The organism is Streptomyces sp. G45 (assembly GCF_049542095.1).
GTDB lineage: Bacteria > Actinomycetota > Actinomycetes > Streptomycetales > Streptomycetaceae > Streptomyces.
On record NZ_JBMUZU010000001.1, the window covers coordinates 1,674,863 to 1,699,144 of the forward strand.

The 24,282-nt window shown below is 73.1% G+C and carries 19 protein-coding genes; 5 read left to right on the top strand and 14 right to left on the bottom strand.

The genetic code is table 11. From position 1 onward, the window contains the following. Nucleotides 1-110: 110 nt before the first annotated feature. From ACOBQU_RS06640 to ACOBQU_RS06650, 3 genes are all read right to left on the bottom strand, one after another. Nucleotides 111-1,910 (bottom strand): BCCT family transporter, encoded by a 1,800-nt coding sequence (locus tag ACOBQU_RS06640; RefSeq protein WP_423624958.1) that lies wholly within the window; start codon nt 1,908-1,910, stop codon nt 111-113. Nucleotides 1,911-1,993: 83 nt separating this feature from the next. Next, the gene (locus tag ACOBQU_RS06645) at nt 1,994-3,283 is read right to left on the bottom strand and encodes a M14 family metallopeptidase (RefSeq protein WP_423624959.1); all 1,290 of its coding nucleotides are present in this window, start codon (nt 3,281-3,283) and stop codon (nt 1,994-1,996) included. Next, the gene (locus tag ACOBQU_RS06650; protein ID WP_423624960.1) at nt 3,280-5,301 is read right to left on the bottom strand and encodes a Xaa-Pro dipeptidyl-peptidase; all 2,022 of its coding nucleotides are present in this window, start codon (nt 5,299-5,301) and stop codon (nt 3,280-3,282) included. Before ACOBQU_RS06650 ends, ACOBQU_RS06645 begins: the two co-directional genes overlap by 4 nt. Nucleotides 5,302-5,585: 284 nt before the next feature. Here ACOBQU_RS06650 and ACOBQU_RS06655 point away from each other — a divergent pair, with 284 nt between their 5' ends. Further along, nucleotides 5,586-7,091, top strand: a complete 1,506-nt coding sequence (locus ACOBQU_RS06655; RefSeq protein WP_423624961.1) for a M1 family metallopeptidase — start codon at nt 5,586-5,588, stop codon at nt 7,089-7,091. Nucleotides 7,092-7,298: 207 nt separating this feature from the next. Here the strand turns inward: ACOBQU_RS06655 and ACOBQU_RS06660 are convergent, their stop codons facing one another. The 3 genes from ACOBQU_RS06660 to ACOBQU_RS06670 all read right to left on the bottom strand — a co-directional run bounded on the left by ACOBQU_RS06660 (nt 7,299) and on the right by ACOBQU_RS06670 (nt 11,818). Continuing rightward, entirely contained in the window at nt 7,299-8,150 is an 852-nt protein-coding gene (locus ACOBQU_RS06660; RefSeq protein ID WP_423624962.1) for an oxygenase MpaB family protein, read from the bottom strand. Between the two features lie 121 nt (nt 8,151-8,271). After that, nucleotides 8,272-9,738, bottom strand: a complete 1,467-nt coding sequence (locus ACOBQU_RS06665; RefSeq protein WP_423624963.1) for an amino acid permease — start codon at nt 9,736-9,738, stop codon at nt 8,272-8,274. Nucleotides 9,739-10,006: 268 nt separating this feature from the next. Continuing rightward, nucleotides 10,007-11,818 carry an AMP-dependent synthetase/ligase gene (locus tag ACOBQU_RS06670; protein WP_423624964.1) on the bottom strand — a complete coding sequence of 604 codons (1,812 nt, stop codon included), beginning with the start codon at nt 11,816-11,818 and terminating at the stop codon, nt 10,007-10,009. 264 nt (nt 11,819-12,082) lie between these two features. On the opposite strand from ACOBQU_RS06670, the gene ACOBQU_RS06675 reads away from it, so the two are divergent. Continuing rightward, nucleotides 12,083-12,811, top strand: a complete 729-nt coding sequence (locus tag ACOBQU_RS06675; protein WP_423624965.1) for a MerR family transcriptional regulator — start codon at nt 12,083-12,085, stop codon at nt 12,809-12,811. A gap of 22 nt (nt 12,812-12,833) precedes the next feature. Here ACOBQU_RS06675 and ACOBQU_RS06680 read toward each other — a convergent pair whose 3' ends face one another. The 4 genes from ACOBQU_RS06680 to ACOBQU_RS06695 form a co-directional block, all read right to left on the bottom strand. Continuing rightward, nucleotides 12,834-15,020 (bottom strand): 3-hydroxyacyl-CoA dehydrogenase NAD-binding domain-containing protein, encoded by a 2,187-nt coding sequence (locus ACOBQU_RS06680; RefSeq protein WP_423624966.1) that lies wholly within the window; start codon nt 15,018-15,020, stop codon nt 12,834-12,836. A 185-nt stretch (nt 15,021-15,205) separates the two neighbouring features. Then, on the bottom strand, nt 15,206-16,426 hold the full coding sequence (locus tag ACOBQU_RS06685) for an acetyl-CoA C-acetyltransferase (RefSeq protein WP_423624967.1): 1,221 nt from the start codon (nt 16,424-16,426) through the stop codon (nt 15,206-15,208). A gap of 45 nt (nt 16,427-16,471) precedes the next feature. Beyond that, entirely contained in the window at nt 16,472-17,614 is a 1,143-nt protein-coding gene (locus ACOBQU_RS06690) for an acyl-CoA dehydrogenase family protein (RefSeq protein ID WP_423634300.1), read from the bottom strand. Between the two features lie 9 nt (nt 17,615-17,623). Continuing rightward, entirely contained in the window at nt 17,624-18,793 is a 1,170-nt protein-coding gene (locus tag ACOBQU_RS06695) for a CaiB/BaiF CoA transferase family protein (RefSeq protein WP_423624968.1), read from the bottom strand. 165 nt (nt 18,794-18,958) lie between these two features. Between ACOBQU_RS06695 and ACOBQU_RS06700 the strand changes: the two genes are divergently transcribed. Together ACOBQU_RS06700 and ACOBQU_RS06705 are read left to right on the top strand one after the other, a co-directional pair. Next, complete coding sequence (locus tag ACOBQU_RS06700; RefSeq protein WP_423624969.1) at nt 18,959-19,408, top strand: DUF523 domain-containing protein; 450 nt, start codon at nt 18,959-18,961, stop codon at nt 19,406-19,408. Between the two features lie 119 nt (nt 19,409-19,527). Beyond that, nucleotides 19,528-20,739, top strand: a complete 1,212-nt coding sequence (locus tag ACOBQU_RS06705; RefSeq protein ID WP_423624970.1) for a saccharopine dehydrogenase family protein — start codon at nt 19,528-19,530, stop codon at nt 20,737-20,739. 126 nt (nt 20,740-20,865) lie between these two features. Here ACOBQU_RS06705 and ACOBQU_RS06710 read toward each other — a convergent pair whose 3' ends face one another. The 3 genes from ACOBQU_RS06710 to ACOBQU_RS06720 form a co-directional block, all read right to left on the bottom strand. Continuing rightward, nucleotides 20,866-21,576: an endonuclease V gene (locus ACOBQU_RS06710; RefSeq protein ID WP_423624971.1), complete on the bottom strand. Its 711-nt coding sequence runs from the start codon at nt 21,574-21,576 to the stop codon at nt 20,866-20,868. Nucleotides 21,577-21,724: 148 nt separating this feature from the next. Next, nucleotides 21,725-21,997, bottom strand: a complete 273-nt coding sequence (locus ACOBQU_RS06715) for an AAA family ATPase (protein ID WP_423624972.1) — start codon at nt 21,995-21,997, stop codon at nt 21,725-21,727. A gap of 141 nt (nt 21,998-22,138) precedes the next feature. Next, the gene (locus ACOBQU_RS06720; RefSeq protein WP_423624973.1) at nt 22,139-22,372 is read right to left on the bottom strand and encodes a hypothetical protein; all 234 of its coding nucleotides are present in this window, start codon (nt 22,370-22,372) and stop codon (nt 22,139-22,141) included. Between the two features lie 369 nt (nt 22,373-22,741). Between ACOBQU_RS06720 and ACOBQU_RS06725 the strand changes: the two genes are divergently transcribed. Then, nucleotides 22,742-23,041: a YciI family protein gene (locus ACOBQU_RS06725; protein ID WP_423624974.1), complete on the top strand. Its 300-nt coding sequence runs from the start codon at nt 22,742-22,744 to the stop codon at nt 23,039-23,041. A 7-nt stretch (nt 23,042-23,048) separates the two neighbouring features. Here ACOBQU_RS06725 and ACOBQU_RS06730 read toward each other — a convergent pair whose 3' ends face one another. Beyond that, nucleotides 23,049-24,128 (bottom strand): WD40/YVTN/BNR-like repeat-containing protein, encoded by a 1,080-nt coding sequence (locus ACOBQU_RS06730; protein WP_423624975.1) that lies wholly within the window; start codon nt 24,126-24,128, stop codon nt 23,049-23,051. Nucleotides 24,129-24,282: the final 154 nt, after the last annotated feature.

Below are 24,282 nucleotides of genomic sequence, written 5' to 3' on the forward strand. Positions count from 1 at the left end.
CTCAGGGGCTGGAACAGCGGGGCCCCACCCCGCGGAGCACCACCCCGCGGAGCACCACCGCGCGAAGCCCCACCCCGCGGGGCCCCGACGGGCCCCGCCTCTGGGACGCCTCAGCGCGCGGAGTCCGGCTGCGGCTCCTTCCCCGGCCCGGGGCTCGCCCCCGGACCCGCACCAGGGCCTGCTCCAGGACCCGAACCCGTGTCCGGGCCCGGGCCCGGCTCCGCCTCGGACTCCGGGTCCGCCGGGCCGATCTGGAGCTCGAACTCCCCGGCGTACTGCTCGTGACCGGCGATGACGGCCCGCTCCACGGCCTCCGTGCCGTGCTCGCCGCGCACGATCAGCGGGTCGTGGCGCAAGTCCTTCATCAGGGCCACGCACATGCCGATCATCACCAGGGTGAACGGGGCGGCGACCAGGATCGTCAGGTTCTGCAGGCCGGTGAGGGCGTTGTCCTTGCCGTCCCCGATGAGCAGCATGATGGCGGCGACGGCTCCGGTGACGACGCCCCAGAAGATGACCACGAGGCGGCCGGGTTCGAGAGAGCCCTTCTGGGAGAGCGTGCCCATGACGATGGACGCGGCGTCGGCGCCGGACACGAAGAAGATGCCGACGAGGATCATCACCAGCAGGCTGGTCGCGGTGGCGATCGGATACTCGTTCAGCAGCCCGAACAGCTGCGCCTCGGCCGTGGTGTCGCCCTTGAAGCCGCCGTCCTCCTTGACCTTCATGGCGCTGCCGCCGAAGACAGCGAACCACAGCAGGCTGACCGTGCTCGGCACGAGGATGACACCGCCCACGAACTGCCGGATGGTGCGCCCCCGGCTGATGCGCGCGATGAACATGCCGACGAACGGCGTCCAGGAGATCCACCAGGCCCAGTAGAACACCGTCCAACTGCCCAGCCAGTCCGAGACGCCCTTGCCGCTGGACGCCTCCGTGCGGCCGATGAGCTGCGGCAGGTCGCCGAGGTAGGCGCCGACGGAGGTGGGCAGCAGGTCGAGCATGAGGACGGTGGGGCCCGCGACGAACACGAACACGACCAGCAGCAGCGCGAGCACCATGTTGGTGTTGGACAGCCACTGGATGCCCTTCTCCACACCGGACACCGCCGAGGCCACGAACGCCACGGTCAGCACGGCGATGATGACGATGAGCAGGCCCGTGGTCGCGTTGTCGCGCCAGTCCAGTTCCTCTATGCCGCTGCCGATCTGGAGCGCGCCGAGTCCCAGGGACGCGGCGGAGCCGAAGAGGGTGGCGAGGATGGCGAGGATGTCGATGACCCGGCCCCAGGTGCCGTGCGCGTGCTTCTCGCCGATGAGCGGCACGAACACGGAGCTGATCGTCTGCCGACGGCGGCGCCGGAAGGTGTTGTACGCGATGGCGAGGCCGACGACCGCGTAGATCGCCCAGGGGTGCAGCGTCCAGTGGAACAGGGTCGTCGCCATGGAGGTCTCCATGGCGGCGGCCTGGTCGTCGGGGTGGGTGCCGGGCGGCGGCGAGGAGAAGTGGGCCAGCGGCTCGCTCACGCCGTAGAACATCAGGCCGATGCCCATGCCCGCGCTGAACATCATCGCGACCCAGGACACGGTGCGGAACTCGGGTTCCTCACCCTCCTGACCGAGCGTGATCTTCCCGTACCGGCTGACGGCGAGCCACAGCGCGAAGACCACGAAGCCGCTCGCGGCCAGCATGAAGGCCCAACCACCGTTGTGGATCAGGCCTTCGAGCGCGTCCGACGAGATGTCTTCGAGGGTGCCCGTGGCGACCGCGCCCCACACCACGAAGGCGAGGGTGAGGACGGCGGTGACACCGAACACCACCCGGTCGGTCTGCGGGGACCGGCCCCCGGAGGGGCCCACCGACAGCGGCGGGCCTCCTCCGGGGTCCGCTTTCTGGGATTCCTGCGTCACAAGTGCACCTTTCGCGGAGTGGCTGGTCTTCGATGGTTCTTCTCCGCTAACCCCCTACCACATGTGACGCGCCGCACAACGGCTCAACAGTCGGTGTCGGGCCGCCCTGTGACGAGGTGATAGGCCGCGCGTTCGTCGAGGAGCAGCGGGACGAGGGCACGGGCGGGCTGCCTCAGCGGCACGAGTGCGCCCGCGCCATCGCGTCTCACCGTAACGCCGTGAAGGCGGAGTTCGTCCTTGACGTGCGCGTATTGTTCGGCGTCCAGGCGGTAGCCGCACGGCGGGTCCTGGATGACCTCGGCGGGCTCGGCCGGGTCGTTGTCGGCGCCGCCCAGGTAGACCGGGCCGCGGTCGCGCAGGCCGGTGAGGCGGGAGGCCGCGGTGGCGGCCGCCAGGCGCCACCGGTGCTCGCCGGCGTAGCGGAACAGGCCCTTCAGGGCGGAGAGTTGGGAGTCGACGCGGCGCCGGTTGTTGAGCGCCGGGTCCTTCTTCTCGGCGTCCGTGCGGGGGTCGACGCGGCTTTCGATGAGCAGGCCCGCGGCGTGCTTGATGCCGGAGACGTTGCGCAGGATGCGCTCCTGGCCGTCGCCCGCGACCTGCTTGACCGGCTCGCCGGTGACCGGGTCGGTCCAGATGCCGTACGTGCCGGTCGTGTACCCGTCGGCCTCGGCGGCGGGCCTGACGTAGTCCTCCGACAGCGCCTTGGCCTCCCGGTGCACCGCGCCGTGCGTGTTGAGATTGCGCGGCCACAGGTCGAACAGGTCCTTGTCGTAGTACTGGGGGGTGGCGCCGTATTCGTGCAGGTCGTAGAGGGCGTCGGGCTTGCGGTCGCGGATGACGGCGGCGAGCGCGCGGGCCTCGGCGGTCTTCAGGGCGATGTGGTCGCGGTTGATGTCGACGCCGTCGGAGTTGCCGCGGGTGTCGGCGGCGCGCCCGTCGGGGTTGGCGGTGGGCACGACGAGGAGCGTGGTGCGGGACAGGAACTTCCTCGTCCGGCTGTCCTTGGCGTACGCCAGGTCACGGATCGTGGTCAGGCAGGCCTCGCGGCCCGACGGTTCGTCACCGTGCTGGCTGCACACGAGCAGCACGGTGCTCGTGGTGCGCCGCTCGCCGATGCGCACGAGCTGGAGCGGGCGGTCCTGCTTGGTGGTGCCGATGCGCGAGACGGAGACCCGGTCGCTGGCCTTGTCGGCGGCGGCGAGCAGCCGCTGTTCCTCCGGCTGGCTGGTCCAGCGGGCGCCGCCGCTCTCCTCGAAGCCGGTGCGCGGCGGCTTCGGTGACGTAGGGGCCGCCTGGGCGGGCGCGGTCACGAGCGGCGCGGCGAGCGCGGCGCAGGCGCAGGCCAGGGCGAGCGCGCGGATGCGGGGTGTCATGAGGTAGGGCCTCCCGGTACGGGGACGAGCGGACGTGCCGGTGCCACGCCGTGCAGGCGTGCGGCACGCGGTGCGGCGGCGCCGGGTGCGGTGACCAGGGCCTTGGGGCCGCCGACCAGAGGGAGCCTGGCAGAGGTGCGGGCCAGGTCGACGGTGAGCGTCGGCGTGTCGGCGGGCCGCTGGATGAGGTTGCGGTCGGTGCCGCCGATGATCAGGGCGAGGCGGTGGCCCTTCGGTACGACGTGGTCGCTCGCGGCGAGGTCGAGGGTGATGGTGTAGCGCTTGCCGGGCGTGAGGGGGCGGCCGGTGTGGTCGGAGGCGTGGTTGCCGAGGTCGGCCCAGCCGCGGCTGAAGATGGTGTAGCCGACGTCGGCGGTGCGCGCCTCGGTGTTCTTGAAGCAGGCGCTGTCGCCGCTGGTGCTGGCGCCCCAGCAGGAGCGCTCGGGCAGCGTGGTGATGCCCTCGTCGTCGTGGGCGTAGTCGCGGATGGTGGCGGGGCCGACGTCGACGAGGACGGCGCTCAGGTGCGCGGTGCGGGTCGTGGGCGTCACGCTGACCTTGACCGTGGAGGAGCCGGACAGGCGCAGGTCGCGGGCGAGGGGCCGGGTGGTGAAGCCCGCCTTGGCGGACGTCGGCAGGTCGATGGCGGAGGCCCACTGGGTCTCGCCGATACGCGGGTCGTCGGTGAAGGTCTCGGTGCCCTTGCCGGGGCGCGGGCCGAGCGTGCCGACGCCGGGCGCGGTGCCCTTGGCGGGGCGCAGCTCGGTGGCCCGGGTGGCGCGCGGCGGCCAGACGCGGTCGGTGGTCCACACGTCGGGGGCCCGCTCGATGTCGGCCATGGGCTCGCGGTCCACGCCGTTGCGGTAGCCGAGGAGTTCGTGGTCGAACCAGCGGTGCAGGGTGCGCACCCAGTCGCCGCGCCGGAAGTCGAACGGGTCGACGTGCCCGGACTGGCCGAGCCACACCTTGCGCTGCACGCCCGCCTCGCCGAGCGCGTCCCACCACTGCCCGAAGTGCTTCATCCGCACGTTCAGGTCCTGCATGCCGTGCACGGCGAACACGCTGGCGCGCACCTTGCGGGCGTCGGGCACGTAGTCCCGTTCGGTCCACAGCGGGGTCCAGTCGCCGGTGCGGGGCGCGCCCTCGACCAGTTTCTTCTGCATGTGGCCGCAGCGGGTGCGGGCCTCGGGGCTCATCACGCCGTTCGCGAGGCCGTCGGGGCCGCTGCCGAACAGGGGGGCGCCCTTGGCGAAGTAGTAGTCGTACCAGGAGGAGATGGCGCCGATCGGCACGATGGTCCTCAGGCCCTTGACGCCGGTCGCGGCGACGCCGTTGGCGATGGTGCCGTCGTAGCTCTTGCCGATCATGCCGGTGCGGCCGTTGCTCCAGCGGGCGTCGGCGCGCTGGTCGCCGGTGCGGGAGGTGTAGCCGCGGGCGCGGCCGTTCAGCCAGTCGACGACGGCCTTGGCGGAGGCGATGTCGGAGCGGCCGCCGATGTCGACGCAGCCGTAGGAGCGGTTCGTCCCGGCGAGGTCGACGGCCACGTAGCCGTAGCCGCGGGGCACGAAGTAGTTGTCGTAGTAGAGCGGGAACCGCACGGGGTTGCCGTGCTCGTCGTAGGTCTTCTTCTGGCCCTCGTTGCCGCGTCCGCAGCAGGAGTAGTACGGGCTGGCGTCCATGATCACCGGTATCTTCCGCCCCTGGGCGGCCGGTTCGCGGGGGCGGACTATGTCGACGGCGACGCGGTCGGCCGTGCCGTCCGCGTCGCCGTCGAGGCCGGTGTCGACCCACACGGACTCGCGTATCGCGCCCGTGTAGGAGTAGACGGGTCTGCTCTCCCGGGGCTTGGCGCCCCGGCCGTCCTCGGCGTACGGGGCCGGGGTGCGGGGCGCGGACTGCGCGGCGCCCGGGGACAGGAGGGTGGCGAGCAGGGCGGCCAGAGCCGCCGTCAGAAACGTGGTCCACAGCGGGGTGCGGGGCTTGCGCATCGGTGTGCGGCGGCGCGCGCGTATCGGCATGGCCGGAAGGTACACGCGTCAACTCCCGGCCGAAAGGGGGCCGTACGAGGTGGTGGGAGGCCCGCTGAAAGGTCCGTCGTGCCTGGTGGCACATGTCGGCAGAATGGCGATCGTGTGACATATGCGGCCATGGACATGCCCGGGGCGCGCGGGGCTCAATAGGGTCGACGCATCGTGAGTTGTTCCGCACCGCGGGCCGTACGGCGGTCCCCGCACCCGGGGGCCGCCGCTCCCGGCCCGTCGGCGCGGCCCACCGCACCCGCCTCTACTCCTTGGAGACTTTCGTGCACCGCAGACTCATCGCCCCGGGCGCGCTCGCGGCCTCCCTCGCCCTGCTCGCGATCCCGGCATCGGCGGCCGACTTCACCCCCGGGGCCCCCGGCGCGGGCGACTCCTACTACCCGGGCGCCGGCAACGGCGGCTATGACGTCTCGCACTACGACCTGCGTCTGAAGTACCAGCCGCAGACGGACCTCCTCGAAGGCACGGCGACCATCAACGCCACCGCCACGCAGGACCTGTCGCGCTTCAACCTGGACCTCGGCCTGAACGTCAGCGAGGTCCGCGTCAACGGCAAGAAGGCCGCCTTCCAGCGCTCCGGCGACCAGGAGCTGGAGATCACGCCGAGGTCGGGGCTGCGCAAGGGCAGCGCCGTGACGATCGTGGTGCGGTACGCGGGCAAGCCGTCCGAGGTGAAGATCAACGGCTACACCGCCTGGCAGCGCACGCCCGACGGCGGCATCGCCGCCCAGGAGCCGGAGTCGGCGGCCTGGTGGTTCCCGTCCAACGACCACCCGCGGGACAAGGCCACCTTCGACGTGTCGGTGTCGGTGCCGGAGGGTTCGCAGGCCATCTCCAACGGCGTGCTCCAGTCGCAGTCCACCCGCCTGGGCTGGACCCGCTTCAACTGGCGCTCCAACAAGCCGCAGGCGCCGTACCTGGCGACGCTCGCCGTCGGCAAGTTCGACATCACCACGGACACGACCGAGAACGGCCTGCCCGTCCTGAACGCCTACAGCAAGGACCTCGGCGACAACGCGGGCGCCGCCCGCGCCAGCATCGAGCGCACCACCGAGGTCGCCGAGTGGCTGGAGACGGTCTTCGGCAAGTACCCCTTCAACGCGCTCGGCGGGTACGTGCCCAACGTCCCGACCAGCTTCGCCCTGGAGACCCAGACCCGGCCCTTCTACAGCCCGAAGGCCTTCGCCAACGGCTCCAACGTCTCGATCGTGGTGCACGAGATCGCCCACCAGTGGTACGGCGACAGCGTGTCCGTGGAGAACTGGAAGGACATCTGGGTCAACGAGGGCTTCGCCCGCTACAGCCAGTGGCTGTGGTCGGAGAAGGAGGGCGAGGGCACGGCCCAGGAGCTGGCCGACTACGTGTACGCCTCCCGTCCCGCCGACGACCCGTTCTGGCAGGTCAAGCCGGGTGACCCGGGTCCGGACAACCAGTTCCACGGCGCCGTGTACGACCGGGGCGCGCTCGCCCTCCAGGCGCTGCGGAACAAGGTCGGCGACAAGACCTTCTTCAAGATCCTCAAGGGCTGGCCGACGGAGCGGGTGTACGGCAACGCCAGCGTGCGGGACTTCGTGTCGTACGCGGAGAAGGTCAGCGGCAAGCCGCTGGGGGCGCTCTTCGACACGTGGCTGTTCCAGGCGGGCAAGCCGAGCGCGCCCGCGCTGGGGCGCTCCGCGACCGCTGGGCGCTCCGCGAGCAAGGGGGCGCCGGTGCAGCCCAAGTCCTGGAAGAAGATCGCGGCGACGAACTCGCTGCACGATCACCGGTAACTAGCCGCTCGGCTCTGGGCGGTTTCCTTTCCCTCCCGCCCACCCGTGCGGGCCCGTCACGAGGTGACCGCTCCCCGTGGGGGCTGATCGCCGTCGGCGGCTGCGGGTGGGTGGGGGAGTTCTCTCCACCCGCCCGCCCGTGCGGGCCCGTTCGAGGTGGGGGCTCCTTGTGGGGGTTGGCCGTCGTCGGCGGCTGCCCGTCGGGGGTCAGAGATGTCCCTTCCCGGCTAGGGAAGCGCGGGCCCGGTGGGCCAGGGGCAGGTAGCGGAGGCGTGGCGGCAGGTGGGGGATCGTCAGGCGGAGGACCCGGGTGACGCGGCGGAAGGCGCGGTCCTGGCGGGGGGTCCAGGTCAGGCCGATGGCCGCCCGCGCCTCCGGGGGGATCAGGCCGACGGTGAGCAGGCTGCGCAGGCGGGCCAGGGGGTGCCGCAGGAGGGGCCACAGGATCCGGAGGGGCACGCGGACCGCCCGCGGGCCGCGGTCCGGGGGCGGCAGCGTCGGATCGACGGCGACGAGGTCCCGTACCACCCGCGTCTGCTCCAGTTCCTCGGCGAGGACGCGGTGGTAGTAGGGCCAGAACTCGTCGAGGGTCCCCGGCATGTCGCGGTCGCGCAGGCCGAGGACGCGGCCCACCTGGAGCCACTCCGCGTACAGCGTCCGCTCCTCGGCGGGCGTGAAGGGGCGGCCCAGGCAGCGCTGGGCGTGCCGGTAGACGGGGAATCCGGTGGCGTGGACCCACCCGTAGCACGCGGGGTCGAGCGCGTGGTAGGGGCGCCCCCGGGTGTCCGTGCCCCGGATGTTCCGGTGCAGCGCCCGCAGGCGGCGCCCCTCCTCGGCGGCGGCGTCGCCCCCGTACACCCACAGCGCGAGCGAGCGGAGGGAGCGCTCGCCGCGCCCCCAGGGGTCGGTGCGGAACACGGAGTGCTCGTCGACGCCCGCCCCGACGGCGGGGTGGGCGACCTGCATCACCATCGCGGACGGCAGCGCGAGCAGGATGCGCAGGTCGCCCGCGATGTCCCAGAGGATGCCGCCGGGCGGCGGCGGGGCCGGATGGTTCATGGGCGGTGCTCCAGGGCGGTGGTGTCCAGTGGGCGCGCGGACGCGGCAGCGGGCGGCGCCGGTGTCCGGCGCCGCCCGCTGTGATCTCTACCCGCGATACCCCGTGCGGTACCGCCACCTGCTACTTCGTGAGCCCCGCCGTCTCGCGGTCGGCCTCGCGGGCCCGGGTGCGGCGGATGCCGTACCAGCCCGCGACGAGCGCGGCGACGACCACCGGGATGAGGAACAGCGTCTTGCGGCCGACCTCGGCGTCCTTCCACATCAGGCCGAGCACGGCGATGAGGAACGCGATGGTGACGTACTCCGTGACCCCGCTGAACGGCAGCCGGAAGTCGGGGCGCTTGATCAGGCCCTCCTTGGCGCGCTTCACGAACGCCAGGTGGCAGATCATGATCGTGATCCAGGTGCCGATGATCCCGAGCGAGGCGACGTTCAGGACGATCTCGAACGCCTTGTCCGGCACCACGCGGTTCAGGCCGACGCCGAGGACACCGATCGACGCGGTGAGCAGGATGCCGCCGTAGGGCACCTGGTTGCGGTTCATCCTGGCGGTGAACTTCGGGGCCGAGCCCGCCATGGCCATGGAGCGCAGGATGCGGCCGGTGGAGTACAGGCCGGAGTTCAGCGAGGACATGGCCGCCGTGAGGACGACGAAGTTCATCACGTCGCCCGCGCCCGAGACGCCGATCTTGGACAGGACCGTCACGAACGGGCTCTCGTCGGCGGAGTACACCGAGCCGGGCAGCAGCAGCGCGAGCAGGACGACCGAGCCGACGTAGAACAGGCCGACGCGCCACATGATCGAGTTCACCGCGCGCGGCACGATCTTGTGCGGGTCCTTGGTCTCGCCCGCCGCGACGCCGACCAGTTCCAGGGACGCGTACGCGAAGACGACGCCCTGGAGCACGATCACGACCGGCATCAGGCCGTTCGGCAGGAAGCCGCCGTGGTCGGTGATCATGTTGAGGCCCGGCGTCTCGCCGCCCACGTCGTGCTGGGTGGAGACGAGGAAGATGCCGATGAACATGAACGCGACGAGCGCCGCGACCTTGATGATCGCGAACCAGAACTCCATCTCGCCGAAGTACTTCACCGAGACCAGGTTCACCGCGAGGACCACCGCGAGGGCGATCAGGGCGAGCACCCACTGCGGGATGTCGGTGAAGAAGCTCCAGTAGTGGGTGTAGAGCGCGATCGCCGTGATGTCGGCGATGCAGGTCGTCGACCAGTTGAGGAAGTACATCCACCCGGCGACGTAGGCGCCCTTCTCGCCGAGGAACTCACGCGCGTAGGAGACGAAGGAGCCGGACGAGGGGCGGTACAGGACCATCTCGCCGAGTGCGCGCACGACGAAGAACGCGATGATGCCGCACACGAGGTACGCGACGGCGAGGGCGGGGCCCGCCGAGTGGAGGCGGCCGCCCGCCCCCAGGAAGAGGCCGGTGCCGATCGCGCCACCGATGGCGATCATGTTGACGTGGCGGGCCTTGAGGTCCTTGCTGTAACCGGCGTCGCCCGCGTCCGCGGGGGCCTGCGACTCAGCGGCGCGCGCTGCGTCCACGGCCGTGTCTACGGCGTCGTTGCTCACGTGGAAGGTCCACTCTGTGGTGCCCGGAAAGAGCTCCCGGGGTCCGGATGTGCTCCGGCCCGCGCTGCCCCTGACGCACCGCGGACCGACCCGACACCTTCCCTTACGCAACGCCCGTAACGCGGTGGCGTACGTCACATAGCGTTACTTCTCACATGCTGGGAGGCTTCTGTTCCGCTCTGCCTCATGTGCCGTACACGCTCTTGTCCGCCTCATGTGCCGTACGCGCTCTTGTCCGCCTCATGTGCCGTACGCGCTCTTGTCCGCCTCATGCGCCGTACATGCCGTCGATGAGGTCCCGGTACTTGGCCGTGATGACCCCTCGGCGCAGTTTCAGGGTCGGGGTCAGTTCCCCGGTGGCCGGGCCCCACTCGCCGCCGAGCAGGTGGTGGCGCTTGATCTGCTCGGTGCGGTTCAGGCGCGCGTTGGCGGCCGCGACGGCGCGGTCCACCTCCGCCCGCACCTCGGGGCTCGCGACCGGGTCGCCCTCGACGCCGTGCTCCGCCGCCCAGGCCGCGGCGGTCTCCGGGTCCAGGACGAGCAGCGCCACCAGGTACGAGCGGCCGTCGCCGTGGACCAGGGCCTGGCCGATGAGGGGGTGCTCCTTGAGGGCGTTCTCGACGAGCGCGGGCGCGACGTTCTTGCCCGAGGACGTCACGATCAGCTCCTTCTTGCGGTCCGTGATCCACAGGTAGCCGTCCTCGTCGAGCCGCCCCACGTCGCCGGTCGCCAGCCAGCCGTCCGGGTCGCGCGGGTCGTCGAGGCCGCCGTCGGCCCGCAGGTAGCCCGCGCAGACGACGGGGCCGCGCACCAGGATTTCGCCGTCCTGAGCGAGCCGCACCTCCATGTCCCGGATGGGCTTGCCCACCGAGCCGATCCGGAAGGCGTCCGGGCCGTTGGCCGTGACGACGCCCGAGGTCTCCGTCATGCCCCAGGCGTCCAGGACCACCACGCCGAAGCCCGCCCAGAACCGCGTCACGTCCACCGGCATCGGCGCCGCCGCGCTCGCCGTCCACCGCAGCCGGTCGAGCCCGGCGAGCCCGAGCAGCGGGTCGAGGACCTGCTCCTTGGCCTCGCGGTAGGCGGCGTCGAGGTCCGGGGGCGGCGCCTCGCCGCGCTCCCGGCAGGCGACGTGCGCGCGGGCCGTGTCGTTGGCGGCCGCCACCGCGCGCCGCCGCTCCTCGGGCAGCGCGGCGAGGGCCGTGCGGAAGGACGCGGCGAGCTTCTCCCACACCCGGGGCACGCCGAAGAACTGCTGGGGCCGCAGCTCCCGGACGGTGGCGGCGACCAGCGCGGGGTCCGCGCACAGGTGCACGGGCGAGGCCCGGAACAGCGGCAGGTAGATGCCGAGGATGCGCTCGGCGATGTGCGCGAACGGCAGGTAGCAGACGTGCCCCACGAACGGCGGCAGGTCGGTGACGTCGTCCAGGCCCTTCGCGTTCAGGAGCACCCCGCGGTGGGTCAGGCACACGCCCTTGGGGTCGCCGGTGGTGCCGGAGGTGTAGACGACGGTCAGCGGGTCCGTGGCCCGGGTCTCCCGCCAGCCCTTCTCGAACGCCTCCGGCTGGTACAGGTGCGCGCCCGTCGCCCACACCGCGCCGTAGGTGCCGTGGCCGCCCGCGGCGGCGGGCTCGACCACCACCAGGCGCTCCAGGGGCGCGGTGGCGTCGCCGAGCAGCGGCTCGAAGCGGGCGCGCTCGGCATCGCCCTCGACGACGGCCAACCGGGCGCGGCTGTGCCGGGCGATGTGCGCGACCTGCTCGGGCGCCGACGTGCCGTAGACGGTGACGGGGACCGCGCCGATGTGCATGAGGGCGAGGTCGCTCAGCCAGTGCTCGGGGCGGTTGCCCAGCATCAGCAGGACGTGCTCGCCGCGGCGGACGCCGAGCGCCTGGTACCCGGCGGCGAGCACGGCGACCTCGCGCCGCGCCTCGGCCCAGGTGAGCGTCGTCCACCGGGTCGCGTCGCCCGCGCGCCAGGACAGGGCGGGCAGGTCGGGGTGGTCCTCGGCGTTGCGCAGCAGCAGGGCGGGGAAGGTGACCTCGGTCAGGTCTCCCGGTAGACGCAGGTTCGTGGTCATCGAACGCCTCCTGAACGGGCTTGACGAAGTCCGCCGTGGTGCGGGGGGCGCCCCGAGGGGCGCGGGGAACTGCGCGTCCAGCCGCGAGGGCGCCGCGGATCAGTGGCCGCCCGTCGCGGTGCATCCGGCTGAGCGCCGTCGGCTGACACCGTCGGCTCGTCGTCGGCTACGGGGTGTGACGGCTCCGGAGACTTTCACAGTGGCGGTGGTACAGCAATACTGTTGCACCGCATTGATGCACGACGCGGGGAGGCGACGCACCGCATGACGACGGACACTCAGGAGTCGACGCTCACCGTCGACGAGCTGGCCGCCCGCGCGGGTGTCACCGTCCGCACCATCCGCTTCTACAGCACCAAGGGGCTGCTGCCGCCGCCGGTGATCGGGCCGCGCCGGGTGGGGCGCTACGGCCCCGAGCACCTCTCGCGGCTCGCGCTCATCGAGGAGTTGCAGCACCAGGGCATGACGCTCGCCGCGATCGAGCGGTATCTGGAGCGGCTGCCGCCGGATCTGAGCGCGGACGACCTGGCCATCCACCGCGCGGTGGTGGCGTCGTGGGCGCCGGACCCGGCCGAGGAGGTCGCGCGCGCGGAGCTGGAGCGCCGGGCGGGCCGCGCCCTGACGGACGAGGACCTGGACCGGCTCGCGGCGATGGGCGTGGTCGCGTACGACGCCGGGGCGGACCGCTGCCGGGTCGATCCGGGGCTGCTGCGGCTCGGGGTGCGGCTGCTCGACGTGCCGATTCCGCACGAGACGATCCTGGCGGCGCGCACGGCGCTGCTCGAACACGCGCGGGCCGCCGCGCACGACCTGTCGCGGCTCTTCCACGACGAGGTGTGGGGGCCGAGCCGGGAGCGCGACGCGGGGCCCGCGCACATGGCGGCGATGAAGTCGCTGTCGGCGCACATGCAGCCGCTGGTGGTGCAGGCGCTGGTGACCGCGTTCCAGCGGTCGCTGAAGGAGGAGCTGAGGAAGTGGCTCAAGGAGGCCTGAGCCACTCCCCCGCCGGGGCCGGTCAGGCGTCGCTGAACGTCTCGCCGTTCTCCGCCTTCTCGACGAGCAGCGCGGGCGGCGCGAACCGCTCGCCGTAGCGCTCGGCGAGCTGCCGGGCGCGCGCCACGAATCCGGGAAGGCCGCCGTCGTAGCCGTTGATGTACTGGAGCACGCCGCCGGTCCAGCCGGGGAAGCCGATGCCGAAGATCGAGCCGATGTTGGCGTCGGCGACCGATGTGAGGACGCCCTCCTCCAGGAGGCGCACGGTGTCGAGCGCCTCGGAGAACAGCATCCGCTCCTGCATGTCCTCGAACGGGATGCCGTGGCCGGGCTTGGTGAAGTGCTCGCGCAGGCCCGGCCACAGGCCGGTGCGCCTGCCGTCCTCGCCGTAGTCGTAGAAGCCCCTGCCGCCGCTGCGTCCGGGGCGGTCGAACTCGTCGACCATGCGGTCGATGACGGCCTCGGCGGGGTGGGTGGCCCAGGTGCCGCCCGCCTCCTCGACGGCCCGCTTGGACTCGTTGCGGATCTTGCGGGGCAGGGTGAGGGTCAGCTCGTCCATCAGGGACAGGACCTTCGCCGGGTAGCCCGCCTGGGCGGCGGCCTGCTCGACGGACGCGGGCTCGATGCCCTCGCCGACCATCGCGACGCCCTCGTTGATGAACTGGCCGATGACGCGGGAGGTGAAGAAGCCCCGCGAGTCGTTCACCACGATCGGCGTCTTGTTGATCTGGCGTACCAGGTCGAAGGCGCGCGCCAGGGCCTCGTCACCGGTGCGCTCGCCCCGGATGATCTCCACGAGCGGCATCTTGTCGACGGGCGAGAAGAAGTGCAGGCCGATGAAGTCGGCGGGCCGGGCGACGCCCTCGGCGAGCAGGGTGATGGGCAGCGTGGAGGTGTTGGAGCACAGCAGCGCGTCCGGGGCGACGACGTCCTGGACCTCCTGGAACACCTTGTGCTTCAGCTCCGGGTTCTCGAAGACCGCCTCGATGACGGCGTCGCAGCCCGCGAGGTCGGCGGCGTCGGCGGTGGGCGTGATGCGGGCCAGCAGCGCGTCGGCCTTCTCCCGGGTGGTGCGGCCCCGGGAGACGGCCTTCTCGCACAGCTTCTCCGAGTAGCCCTTGCCCCGGGCGGCGGCCTCCGCGGAGACGTCCTTGAGGACGACGTCGATCCCGGCGCGGGCGCAGGAGTAGGCGATGCCCGCGCCCATCATCCCGGCGCCGAGCACGGCGACCTTGGTGACCTGGCGGGGCTCGATGCCCTTGGGGCGGTTGGCACCGGAGTTCACGGCCTGGAGGTCGAAGAAGAACGCCTGGATCATGTTCTTGGCGGTCTGTCCGGTGACCAGCTCGGTGAAGTACCGGGCCTCGATGGTCAGGGCGGTCTCGAAGTCGACCTGGGCGCCCTCGACGGCCGCGGCGAGGATGTTGCGCGGGGCCGGGTAGGGGGCGCCGTTCAGCTGCTTCCTCAGGTTGGCGGGGAACGCGGGCAGGTTGGCGGCGAACTTCGGGTTCGCCGGGGTGCCGCCCGGGATGCGGTAGCCCGGCACGTCCCAGGGCTGATGCGATTCGGGGTGGGCGTCGATGAAGGCGCGGGCCTTGGCCAGCATCTCCTCCTCGGTGGCGGCCACTTCGTGCACCAGGCCGTTCTCCAGGGCGCGCCGCGGGGAGTACTGAGTGCCCTGGAGCAGCACCTTCAGCAGGGCGTCGGCGATGCCCATGAGGCGTACGGTGCGGGTGACGCCGCCGCCCGCGGGGAGCAGGCCGAGGGTGACCTCGGGCAGGCCGATCTTGGAGCCGGGCGCGTCGAGGGCGATCCGGTGGTGGCTGGCCAGGCAGATCTCGTAGCCGCCGCCGAGGGCCGCGCCGTTGATGGCGGCGACGACGGGCTTGCCGAGGGTCTCGATGCGGCGCAGGGAGTGCTTGATGGCGGTGCCCGCCTCGAACGCCAGGCGCGCGTCCTCGGGGCCGAGCTGGATCATCTCCTTGAGGTCGCCGCCCGCGAAGAAGGTCTTCTTCGCGGAGGTGTAGACGAACCCGCGGATCGCGTCGGGGTTCTCGGCGAGGGCGGCCTCGGCGCGGTCGGCGATCGCGGCGATGGAGTCCTTGAACGCCTGGTTCATGGTGTTCGCGGACTGGTGGGGGTCGTCCAGGACGAGGGTGACGACGCCGGTGTCGTCCTGCTCCCAGCGGATGGTGGTGCTCTCGGTCATGTCGGTGTCTCCGTGAAGTCTGTGGCAGGCGGAATCTGGGGAGGGCGGCTGGGGAGTCGTGGCCGTCTGACCGGCGCACATCGGGGAAGGCCGCGGCGAAGCCGCATGCCTTCAGGGGCGCGGGGAACTGCGCGACCAGCCACAACGCACCCGCAGTCGGCGACGAACACCAGCCCCACCGGCGCTCAGCCGAAGACCCGTTCCACGATCGTGGCGATGCCCATGCCGCCGCCGACGCACAGCGTGGCCAGGCCGAACCGCTTGTCCTGGCGCTCCAGTTCGTCGACGAGCGTGCCGAGGATCATCGCGCCGGTGGCGCCGAGCGGGTGGCCGAGGGCGATCGCGCCGCCGTTGACGTTGACCTTGTCCAGGCTGAGCCCCATGTCCTTGACGAAGCGCAGGACGACCGCGGCGAAGGCCTCGTTGATCTCGACGAGGTCGATGTCGTCGATGGTCAGACCGGCCTTGGCGAGGGCCTTGCGGGTGGCGGGCGCGGGCCCGGTGAGCATGATGGTGGGCTCGGAGCCGGAGACGGCGACGGAGACGATCCGGGCGCGCGGGGTGAGGCCGTAGCGCTCGCCGGTCTCCTGGTTGCCGATGGCGACGAGGGCGGCGCCGTCGACGATGCCGGAGGAGTTGCCCGCGTGGTGGACGTGGTCGATCTTCTCCACCCAGTGGTACTTCTGGAGGGCGACGGCGTCGAATCCGCCCAGGTCGCCGATGTCCTTGAAGGACGGCTTCAGCTTGGCGAGCGAGTCGGCGGTGGTGCCGGGCCGCATGTGCTCGTCGTGGTCGAGGACGGTCAGGCCGCTGCGGTCCTTCACGGGGATCACGGACTTGTCGAAGCGGCCCTCCTTCCAGGCGGTGGCGGCCCGCTCCTGCGACAGGGCGGCGTACTCGTCGACGTCGCGCCGGGAGTAGCCCTCCAGGGTGGCGATCAGGTCGGCGCCGATGCCCTGCGGGACGAAGCCGGTGGCGAGGTTGGTCATCGGGTCGTTGAACCAGGCGCCGCCGTCGGAGGCCATCGGCACCCGCGACATGGACTCCACGCCCCCGGCGAGCACCAGGTCCTCCCAGCCGGAGCGGACCTTCATCGCCGCCATGTTGACCGCTTCCAGGCCCGAGGCACAGAAGCGGTTCTCCTGGACGCCCGCGACGGTGTCGGGCAGCCCGGCGGCGACGGCGGCGATGCGCGCGATGTCGGAGCCCTGGTCGCCGACGGGTCCGACGACACCGAGCACGATGTCGTCGATGGCCGCCGGGTCCAGGCCCGGGGAGCGCCGCTGGATCTCGTGCAGCAGGCCGGTGACGAGGTCGATGGGCTTGGTGCCGTGCAGGGCGCCGTTCGCCTTGCCGCGGCCGCGCGGGGTGCGGATCGCGTCGTACACGTACGCTTCGGTGGTCACGCGGGGAGCCTTTCGGGGAAGGTCGGTGGGGTGGCCCGGGAGGGGTCAGTCGAGCAGGGCACGTCCGATGATCTCCTTCATGATCTCGGTGGTGCCGCCGTAGATGGTCTGGATGCGGCCGTCGGTGAACGCCTTCGCGACGGCGTACTCCGTCATATAGCCGTAGCCGCCGTGCAGTTGCAGACAGCGGTCGGCGACCCGCTTCTGCAGCTCCGTGGCCCACCACTTGGCCATCGACGCGTGCACCGCGTCGAGTTCCCCGTTCGAGTGATCCACGATGCAGCGGTCCAGGAACGTCCGTGTGACGGCGCACTCGGTGGCCATCTCGGCGATCTCGAACCGGATGTGCTGGAGCTTGGCGAGCGGGCGGTTGAAGGCCTCCCGCTCCTTGACGTACGCCGTGGTGATCTCCAGGAGGTGCTCGGCGGCGGCGATCCCCGCGACGGCGATGGCCATGCGCTCCTGCGCGAGGTTGGTCATCAGGTGGACGAAGGCGCCGTTCAGCTCGCCGAGCAGGTTCTCCTTCGGCACACGGACGTCGTGGAAGAACAGCTCGGCGGTGTCCTGCGCCTTCTGGCCGATCTTGTCGAGGTTGCGGCCGCGCTCGAAGCCCGCCATGCCGCGCTCGACGACGAGCAGGGACAGGCCGTGCGCGCCGCCCTCGGGGGTGGTCTTGGCGACGACGATGACGAGGTCGGCGAGGATGCCGTTGGAGATGAACGTCTTGGAGCCGTTCAGCAGCCAGTGGTCGCCGCGGTCCTCGGCGGCGGTGCGGATGCCCTGGAGGTCGGAGCCCGCGCCCGGCTCGGTCATGGCGATGGCGGTGATCAGCGAGCCGTCGCAGAAGCCGGGCAGCCAGCGCCGCTTCTGCTCCTCGGTGGCGAGGGAGGTGAGGTAGGGCCCGACGATGTCGTTGTGCAGGCCGATGGCGAGGCCGGAGGCGCCCGCGCGGGTGAACTCCTCGGCGAGCACGGCGGCGTAGCGGAAGTCGGCGGTGCCGCCGCCCCCGTACTCCTCGGGCACGGCGATGCCGAGCAGGCCCTGCTGGCCCGCCGCGCGCCACGCCTCGCGGGAGACGACGCCGTCCCGCTCCCACTGGGCGTGGTGCGGGGCCACCTCCTTGCTGAGGAAGGTGCGCACGGTGTCGCGGAACGCGTCGTGCTCGGCGGTGAACAGCTGCCGTTCCATGGGCATGGATCACGTCTCCTGGGCTGGGGTCGCGGTGCTCGGGCCGTCCGGCGCGGCGCCGAACGCGGGTACGCCCCAGTCGCGGGCCACGGACGCGGCGTCGGCGCCGGGCCGCGCCGGGCCGGTGCGCACCGCCGTCGGGGTCGCGGAGAAGCGCGGGGCGGGTGCGGGCTGGGTGATGCCGCCGTGCTCGACGAAGGTGGCGCGGGCGGCCAGGTGCGGGTGGTGCGGGGCCTCGCGCAGCGACAGGACCGGGGCGACGCAGGCGTCGGAGCCCTCGAAGACGGCCGTCCACACGTCGCGCGTACGGGTCCTGAAGCGGGCGGCGACGGCCTCGCGCAGCTCGCCCCAGCGGGCGAGGTCCGCACGCGCCGGGACCAGCTCCCGCAGGCCCAGCAGGGCCATGAACTCCTCGTAGAACTGCTGCTCGAGGGCGCCGACGGCCATATGGCCGCCGTCGGCCGTCTCGTAGGTGCCGTAGAACGGGCAGCCGCCGTCGAGGAGGTTGGCGCCGCGCGCGTCCTGCCAGCCGCCGGAGGCGAGCGCGCCGTACACCATCGTGGCCAGGTGCGCGGCGCCGTCCACGATCGCGGCGTCCACGACCTGCCCCTGGCCGTGCGCGCGGGCGCGGTGCAGCGCGGCGAGGACGCCGACGACCAGGTACAGCGCGCCGCCCGCGTAGTCCCCGAGGAGGTTCGCCGGGACCGCGGGCGGCTCGTCGGCGCGGCCGATCATGCCGAGGGTGCCGGTGACGGCGATGTACGCGATGTCGTGCCCGGCGCTGTGCGCGAGCGGGCCCCGCTGGCCCCAGCCGGTCATCCGGCCGTAGACGAGCCGGGGGTTGCGGGCGCGGCAGGCGTCGGGGCCGACGCCGAGGCGCTCGGCGACCCCGGGGCGGAACCCCTCGATCAGCACGTCGGCCCGCTCGACGAGCGCGAGGACGCGCTCGGCTCCGCCGTCGGCCTTGAGGTCGACGACGACGCTGCGCTTGTTGCGGTTCGTCACGTCGTACGCCGCGTCGATGCCGACCTCGGCGCCGCCGGGGCGGTCCACGCGGACGACGTCGGCGCCCAGGTCGGCCAGGAGCATGGCGGCGAACGGGCCCGGGCCGAGGCCCGCGAGCTCGACGACGCGGACCCCGGCGAGCGGGCCGTGAACGCCGTTGTCCGGCACTGCCATGGAGCCCCCAGCACTGTGACACAACTGATGTAACACCAGTGATGCTAAGAACGTGTTCCACCGGGCACAAGCCCTTGGCGAGCAAGCGCTTAGCCGAATCGGCCGCGCGGATGTCGCGCGGGTGCCGCGCAGTTGCCCCTCTAGTGGGGCGGCTACCCTCGTGCCATGGAGTCCGTACTGGTCAGCGCGTGTCTGCGGGGGGTGCCCTGCCGGTTCGACGGCCGTGCCAAGGCGGCGGCCGAGGTGGACGCGGTCCTCGCGGGCCGCGCCGTGGTGCCCTTCTGCCCGGAGGCGGCGGGCGGGCTGCCCACGCCGCGCCGCCCCGCCGAACTGGTCGGCGGCGACGGGCACGACGTGCTCGACGGCACGGCCCGCGTCGTCGACGACACCGGCCGCGACGTGACGGCCGCGTTCGTCGACGGCGCCCACCGCGCCCTGGCGAAGGCCCGCGCCACCGGCTGCGCCGAGGCCGTCCTGATGCCGCGCAGTCCGTCGTGCGGGTGCGGGGCGGTGTACGACGGCTCGTTCAGCGGGGAGCTGGTGCCGGGGGACGGCGTGACGGCGGCGCTCCTCGAACGCAACGGGGTGGCGGTGCGCCGGGCTCCCGGGGTGTGACCGGGGCCTGTCGGGCGCGGCGGGCGCGCTAGCCTCGGGGCCTCCGGCAACGGCACGGGGCGCCGGTGGTCGCGCGGCGGCGCGCGGCCCTGGCGCGGGACCCACGGCAGAGAGGTGCCATGACCAGCCACGACGTGAACCGTCCAGAAGAGCGCCCGCAGGACCGCCCGTACGACATCGTGCTCTACGGAGCGTCCAGTTTTGTCGGCACGCTGACCGCCGAGTACCTCGCCGCGCACGCGCCCGACGGGCTGCGCTGGGCGCTCGCCGGGCGCGATGTGGCCAAGCTGGAGCGGCTGCGGGAGCGGCTCGCCGTGGACCACCCGGAGTGCGCCGCGCTCCCCCTGGTGCGCGCCGACGCCGGTGACCTCACGTCCCTGCGCGACCTGGCCGCCCGCGCGCGCCTGGTCGCGTCGACCGTCGGCCCCTACCTCGCGTACGGGCAGGACCTCGTGGGCGCCTGCGCCGACGCGGGCACGGACTACCTCGATCTCTGCGGAGAGCCCGAGTTCGTCGACCTCATGTACGTACGGCACGACGCCCGCGCCCGGGAGACCGGGGCGCGCCTCGTGCACGCCTGCGGATTCGACTCCGTGCCGCACGACCTCGGCGTGTACTTCACCGTCCAGCAGCTCCCCGAGGACGTGCCGCTGCGCGTCGACGGCTTCGTGCGCAGCAACGCGCGCTTCTCCGGCGGTACGTTCGCCTCGGCGCTCCAGCAGATGGCGCGCGGGCGGCAGATGCTGGCCGCCGCGCGGGAGCGGCGGCGGCACGAGCCGGGGCCCGTCGGCCGCACCGCCGACGCGTCGCCGAGCGCGCCCCGGTACGCCGGTGAGGTGGGCGCGTGGGCGCTGCCGCTGCCGACCATCGACGCGCAGGTCGTCGAGCGCTCCGCGCGGGCGCTCGCCCGGTACGGGCCGGACTTCCGCTACCGGCACTACGCCGCCGTGCGGTCCCTGCCGGTCGCCGTGGGCGGCGTCGCGGCCGTCGGCGCGGTCCTCGCCGCCGCGCAGGTGCCGCCCGCGCGGCGCTGGCTCTCCGGCCTCGTCAAGCCCGGCGAAGGGCCCGACGCGGCGCGGCGGGCCGCGAGCTGGTTCTCGCTCCGCTTCGTCGGGGAGGGCGGCGGACGGCGGGTCTACACCGAGGTCACGGGCGGGGACCCCGGGTACGGGGAGACCGCGAAGATCCTCGCGGAGGCGGCGCTGTGCCTGACGCGGGACGCCGTGCCGGAGGTGGCGGGGCAGGTGACGCCCGCGGTGGCCATGGCGGAGCCCTTGACCGCGCGGCTGGCGGCGGCGGGAATCGGCTTCCGCGTCGCCGCGCTCCGCTGAGCCTGTTCTCCCACCCGCCCACCCGTTACTGCCTGGCTACGGGGTGAACGCTCCTTGTGGGGGTCACCCGCCGTTGGCGGCGCGGGGGTGGATGGGCGCGACGAGGCGCGGCCGCCCCCGGACGGCTCACGTCGCGCGTAGCGCCTCGCGGCACAGCGCGTCCGCCCGCCGGGTGGTCTCCGGCAGCCGGTACCGGGGCGTCAGGTGCAGCACATGGGCTCGCGCCACCGCGAGCCCCACCCGGTGCCCGACGGAGACGAACACCGGCTTCACCCCCGTCCGGGTCCGTACCGCGCTGCCCACCTCCTCCGTCCCGTCCCTGAGCGGGGCGACCGCGCCGCGCTCTGCGGCGGGGGCCTCGTACGCGAAGGTGAAGGGGTTCTTGGCGACGCCGATGGTGGGGCGGCCGGTGAGGACCCCGAGGTGGCTGGCGAGCCCGAAGCGGCGGGGGTGGGCGATGCCGTAGCCGTCGCAGACGACGAGCCCGGGGTCGACGGTGAGGGCGTCGAGGGCGGCGAGCACCGCCGGGAGTTCGCGGAACGCCAGCAGGCCCGGCACGTAGGGGAAGGTGACCCGGCCGACGGCGGTGGCCTCCTGGACGACGCCGAGTCCGTCCGCGTCCAGGACGACGACGGCGGCGGCGACCACGTCGCGCTCGTCGTCGTACGCGACGTCGACGCCCGTGACATGGCCGACGCCGGGTTCCGGACCGGGCTCGTCGAGGATCACGCGGGCCCGCAGGGCGTCCTGCACGCTCCGGGCGGCGGCTTCGTCAGCGGGCCAGCCGGACGGCACGGTCACGGGAACGGGCCCAGGCAGGGGGTTCGGGGTGCTCATGGTGGGGTCAGCCTAGGACGTGGGGCGACCTGGCATCCCGTGGCCCTCCCCCGGGCGTTCTGCGTTGTCGTGGAGGACGGCGATGCGGGGGTCGGCGGTGGCGGTGCGCCACAGGGCGGCGCGCTTGTGCAGTTCGGCGGACGGCCGCTCATGGCCGAGCGCGCGCGGAACTCGCCGAGCAGTTCGCCGGGCCGCGCCGGGCCGTCGTCGGGCCGTCGTCGGAACGCCCGCGCAGATCGGCGTAGAGCTGCCCGTCGGGGAACGCGGCGGCGTGGTCCGGCAGCCAGCGGCGCGCGAGCGTGGTCTTGCCGACGCCCGCGGGGCCGCTGATGACGACGGTCCGCGGGGGGCCGCCGCCGGTGCGCGCGAGCCGGTCGAGGGCGGCGAGTTCGGCGGAGCGGTTGGTGAAGTGGGCTGGCACGGGCGGGAGTTGCCGCGGGGTGGGCGGGTCTTCGGGGCTGCGGGGCCGCGCGGAGGTGGACGCCGCCGTGGATGCCGGGGGCCTGGACGGCGGTCCGTGCACGGTGGCGGCGCCGCCGAGGGTGTTCCGCGCCAACAACGGTCACTCGGCGGCCTGTTGGGCGAGGGAGCGGGCCATGGCGCGCGTCGCGGCCGGGTCGCGGCGGTCAGGGGCGGCGCACCAGGCGTGGACCCGGTCGGCCAGCTCAGGGGCCGCGGCGGCCCGGACGGCTTCGTACAAGGCGCCACGGGAGGCGTACAAGGCATCGCGGGAAGCGTGCAGGGCGGCGGCCCGCGACAGGGCGGCCATCAGCGCGACGGCCGTCACCTGCTCCATCCCGCCGCCCTCTCCCCGCTTCTCGTTGGCCACGTGGCCGTGCCGGTGCCGCTCCACCGTCTTACCCGTTCACACCCGTTCGAATACCTGGGCAAAGCGAACACCCACGCCAGATCCAGCCAACAAAAACGCCCCCGTCACAGCACCATGGGATCGATGGTGGTCACGTGCCTCTATGCGACGCCTCACGTGCGCCACGGCGTCACCCCTCGCGCCCCCGCCAAGCCCCGGGCCCACGCGCACGCGTACGCCGCGCGGATTCGCCGCCGACACCCTCCGGGCCCCGCGCGCCCGACCGGCGCGCCCCGCGGCGGCGATCCCCCCGGTCCCCCGGCCGTCGCCCCACCCCCACGCGATAGCCTCGCGACCATGTACGTGATGGAGTTGACCTACACCGCCCCCACCGACCGAGTCGACGCGCTGCTCGCGGAGCACGTGCGGTGGCTTGACGAGCAGTACGCCAGGGGCGTGTTCCTCGCTTCGGGGCGGAAGAACCCGCGGGACGGCGGGGTGATCATCGCCGTCGGGGAGAGCCGCGAGCGGATCGAGGCGCTGGCGGCGAGCGACCCGTTCGTCACCGGCGGGGTGTGCGAGTACCGGATCACGGAGTTCCTCGCCACCAAGACCGCCCCCGAACTGGCCGCCCACCGGCAGCAGTTGCCCTCCTAGCGGTCCGTCAGGACACTCCCAGGCGGGCCACCCGGCCCTGTTCGCCGGACGCCCAGCAGGCCAGGTCCCGGGCGCAGTCCACGGTGTCGTACGAGCCGGTGTCGAGCGTCCGCCAGGTGCGGCCGCCGTCGGTGGTGAGGTCGGTGCCGGTGGGGCCGACGGCGAGGGCGGCGGCGCGGCTGTACGGGAGCCAGGTCACGCCGGAGCGGTAGGCGGGCGACGGGCGCGCGGCCGGGGCCCAGGTGCGGCCGCCGTCGCGGGTCACCGCGGACGCCCGGGGCGAGGGCTGGCCCGCCCGGTAGTCCCCGCCGACGGCGATCCCGTGGGCGCGGTCGCGGAAGGCGACGCCGAAGACGCCCCGCGCGCTCTCGCCCGCGGGGATCGGCGCGTCCGTCGCCGTCCAGGTCAGGCCCCGGTCGGCGGAGTGCAGCACCCGGGCGCGGGCCGCGCCCCCGGTGGCCAGCCACACGTCGCGCGGCCCGGAGCTGACCAGGCACTGCCCGCTCGCCGCGAACGACGACTCGCCCGCCTGCGCGGCGGGCATGCCCCGGTCCGGCAGCACCTTCCAGGAGCGGCCGCCGTCGGCGGTGGACAGCAGGCGGTACTTGCCGTTCACCGGGTCGCTCACCGCCAGGCCGTGGCGGCGGTCGAAGAACGTCATGCAGTCGTAGAACGCCTTGGGGTCCGGGTTGCGGAAGGTCTCCGTCCAGGTGCGGCCGCCGTCACTGGTGCGGTAGACCCGCGACGCCTCGCCCTCGCCGATGGCGAGGACCACGGCCCGGCGGCCGTCGAACGCCTCGACGTCGCGCAGTTCGAGACCGGCGGCGCCGGGCGGCGACACGTCCCGCCAGTGCGCGCCCCCGTCCGTGGTCCGCAGCACCGTACCCGGGGAACCGGCCACCCAGGCCGTGCTGCGGCTGACCGCCGCGAGCCCCCGGAACCGGGCGTCCGTCCCGGTCGGCTTGAGGTCCCAGGTCAGCGCCGCGCCCCGGGCCCCGGACCCGTCGCCCCCGGGGGAGCCGCCCGCCGCCTGCGCCGCCCCGGGTGCCGCGAGGCAGGTGACGGCCAGCGCCGCCACTCCCAGCACCGAACGCCACCCTCGCCTCGTACGCCGCGCGAGACTCGGCCGCCATGTGAGACGTGTGAGACTCGGCCGCCGCGTGAGATCCGTCCTCCTACGCCGCGCAGGCCCCGTACGCATCACACGTCCCCCGAACTCCGTCGTGCCCATGCCACTCATG

Excerpts from the sequence above, each read along its gene's own strand:
- ACOBQU_RS06645 (WP_423624959.1), bottom strand. The coding sequence starts at position 3,283 with ATGACACCCCGCATCCGCGCGCTCGCCCTGGCCTGCGCCTGCGCCGCG.
- ACOBQU_RS06650 (WP_423624960.1), bottom strand. The coding sequence starts at position 5,301 with ATGCCGATACGCGCGCGCCGCCGCACACCGATGCGCAAGCCCCGCACC.
- ACOBQU_RS06660 (WP_423624962.1), bottom strand. The coding sequence starts at position 8,150 with ATGAACCATCCGGCCCCGCCGCCGCCCGGCGGCATCCTCTGGGACATC.
- ACOBQU_RS06670 (WP_423624964.1), bottom strand. The coding sequence starts at position 11,818 with ATGACCACGAACCTGCGTCTACCGGGAGACCTGACCGAGGTCACCTTC.
- ACOBQU_RS06675 (WP_423624965.1), top strand. The coding sequence starts at position 12,083 with ATGACGACGGACACTCAGGAGTCGACGCTCACCGTCGACGAGCTGGCC.
- ACOBQU_RS06680 (WP_423624966.1), bottom strand. The coding sequence starts at position 15,020 with ATGACCGAGAGCACCACCATCCGCTGGGAGCAGGACGACACCGGCGTC.
- ACOBQU_RS06690 (WP_423634300.1), bottom strand. The coding sequence starts at position 17,614 with ATGGAACGGCAGCTGTTCACCGCCGAGCACGACGCGTTCCGCGACACC.
- ACOBQU_RS06695 (WP_423624968.1), bottom strand. The coding sequence starts at position 18,793 with ATGGCAGTGCCGGACAACGGCGTTCACGGCCCGCTCGCCGGGGTCCGC.
- ACOBQU_RS06700 (WP_423624969.1), top strand. The coding sequence starts at position 18,959 with ATGGAGTCCGTACTGGTCAGCGCGTGTCTGCGGGGGGTGCCCTGCCGG.
- ACOBQU_RS06705 (WP_423624970.1), top strand. The coding sequence starts at position 19,528 with ATGACCAGCCACGACGTGAACCGTCCAGAAGAGCGCCCGCAGGACCGC.
- ACOBQU_RS06710 (WP_423624971.1), bottom strand. The coding sequence starts at position 21,576 with ATGAGCACCCCGAACCCCCTGCCTGGGCCCGTTCCCGTGACCGTGCCG.
- ACOBQU_RS06720 (WP_423624973.1), bottom strand. The coding sequence starts at position 22,372 with ATGGAGCAGGTGACGGCCGTCGCGCTGATGGCCGCCCTGTCGCGGGCC.
- ACOBQU_RS06725 (WP_423624974.1), top strand. The coding sequence starts at position 22,742 with ATGTACGTGATGGAGTTGACCTACACCGCCCCCACCGACCGAGTCGAC.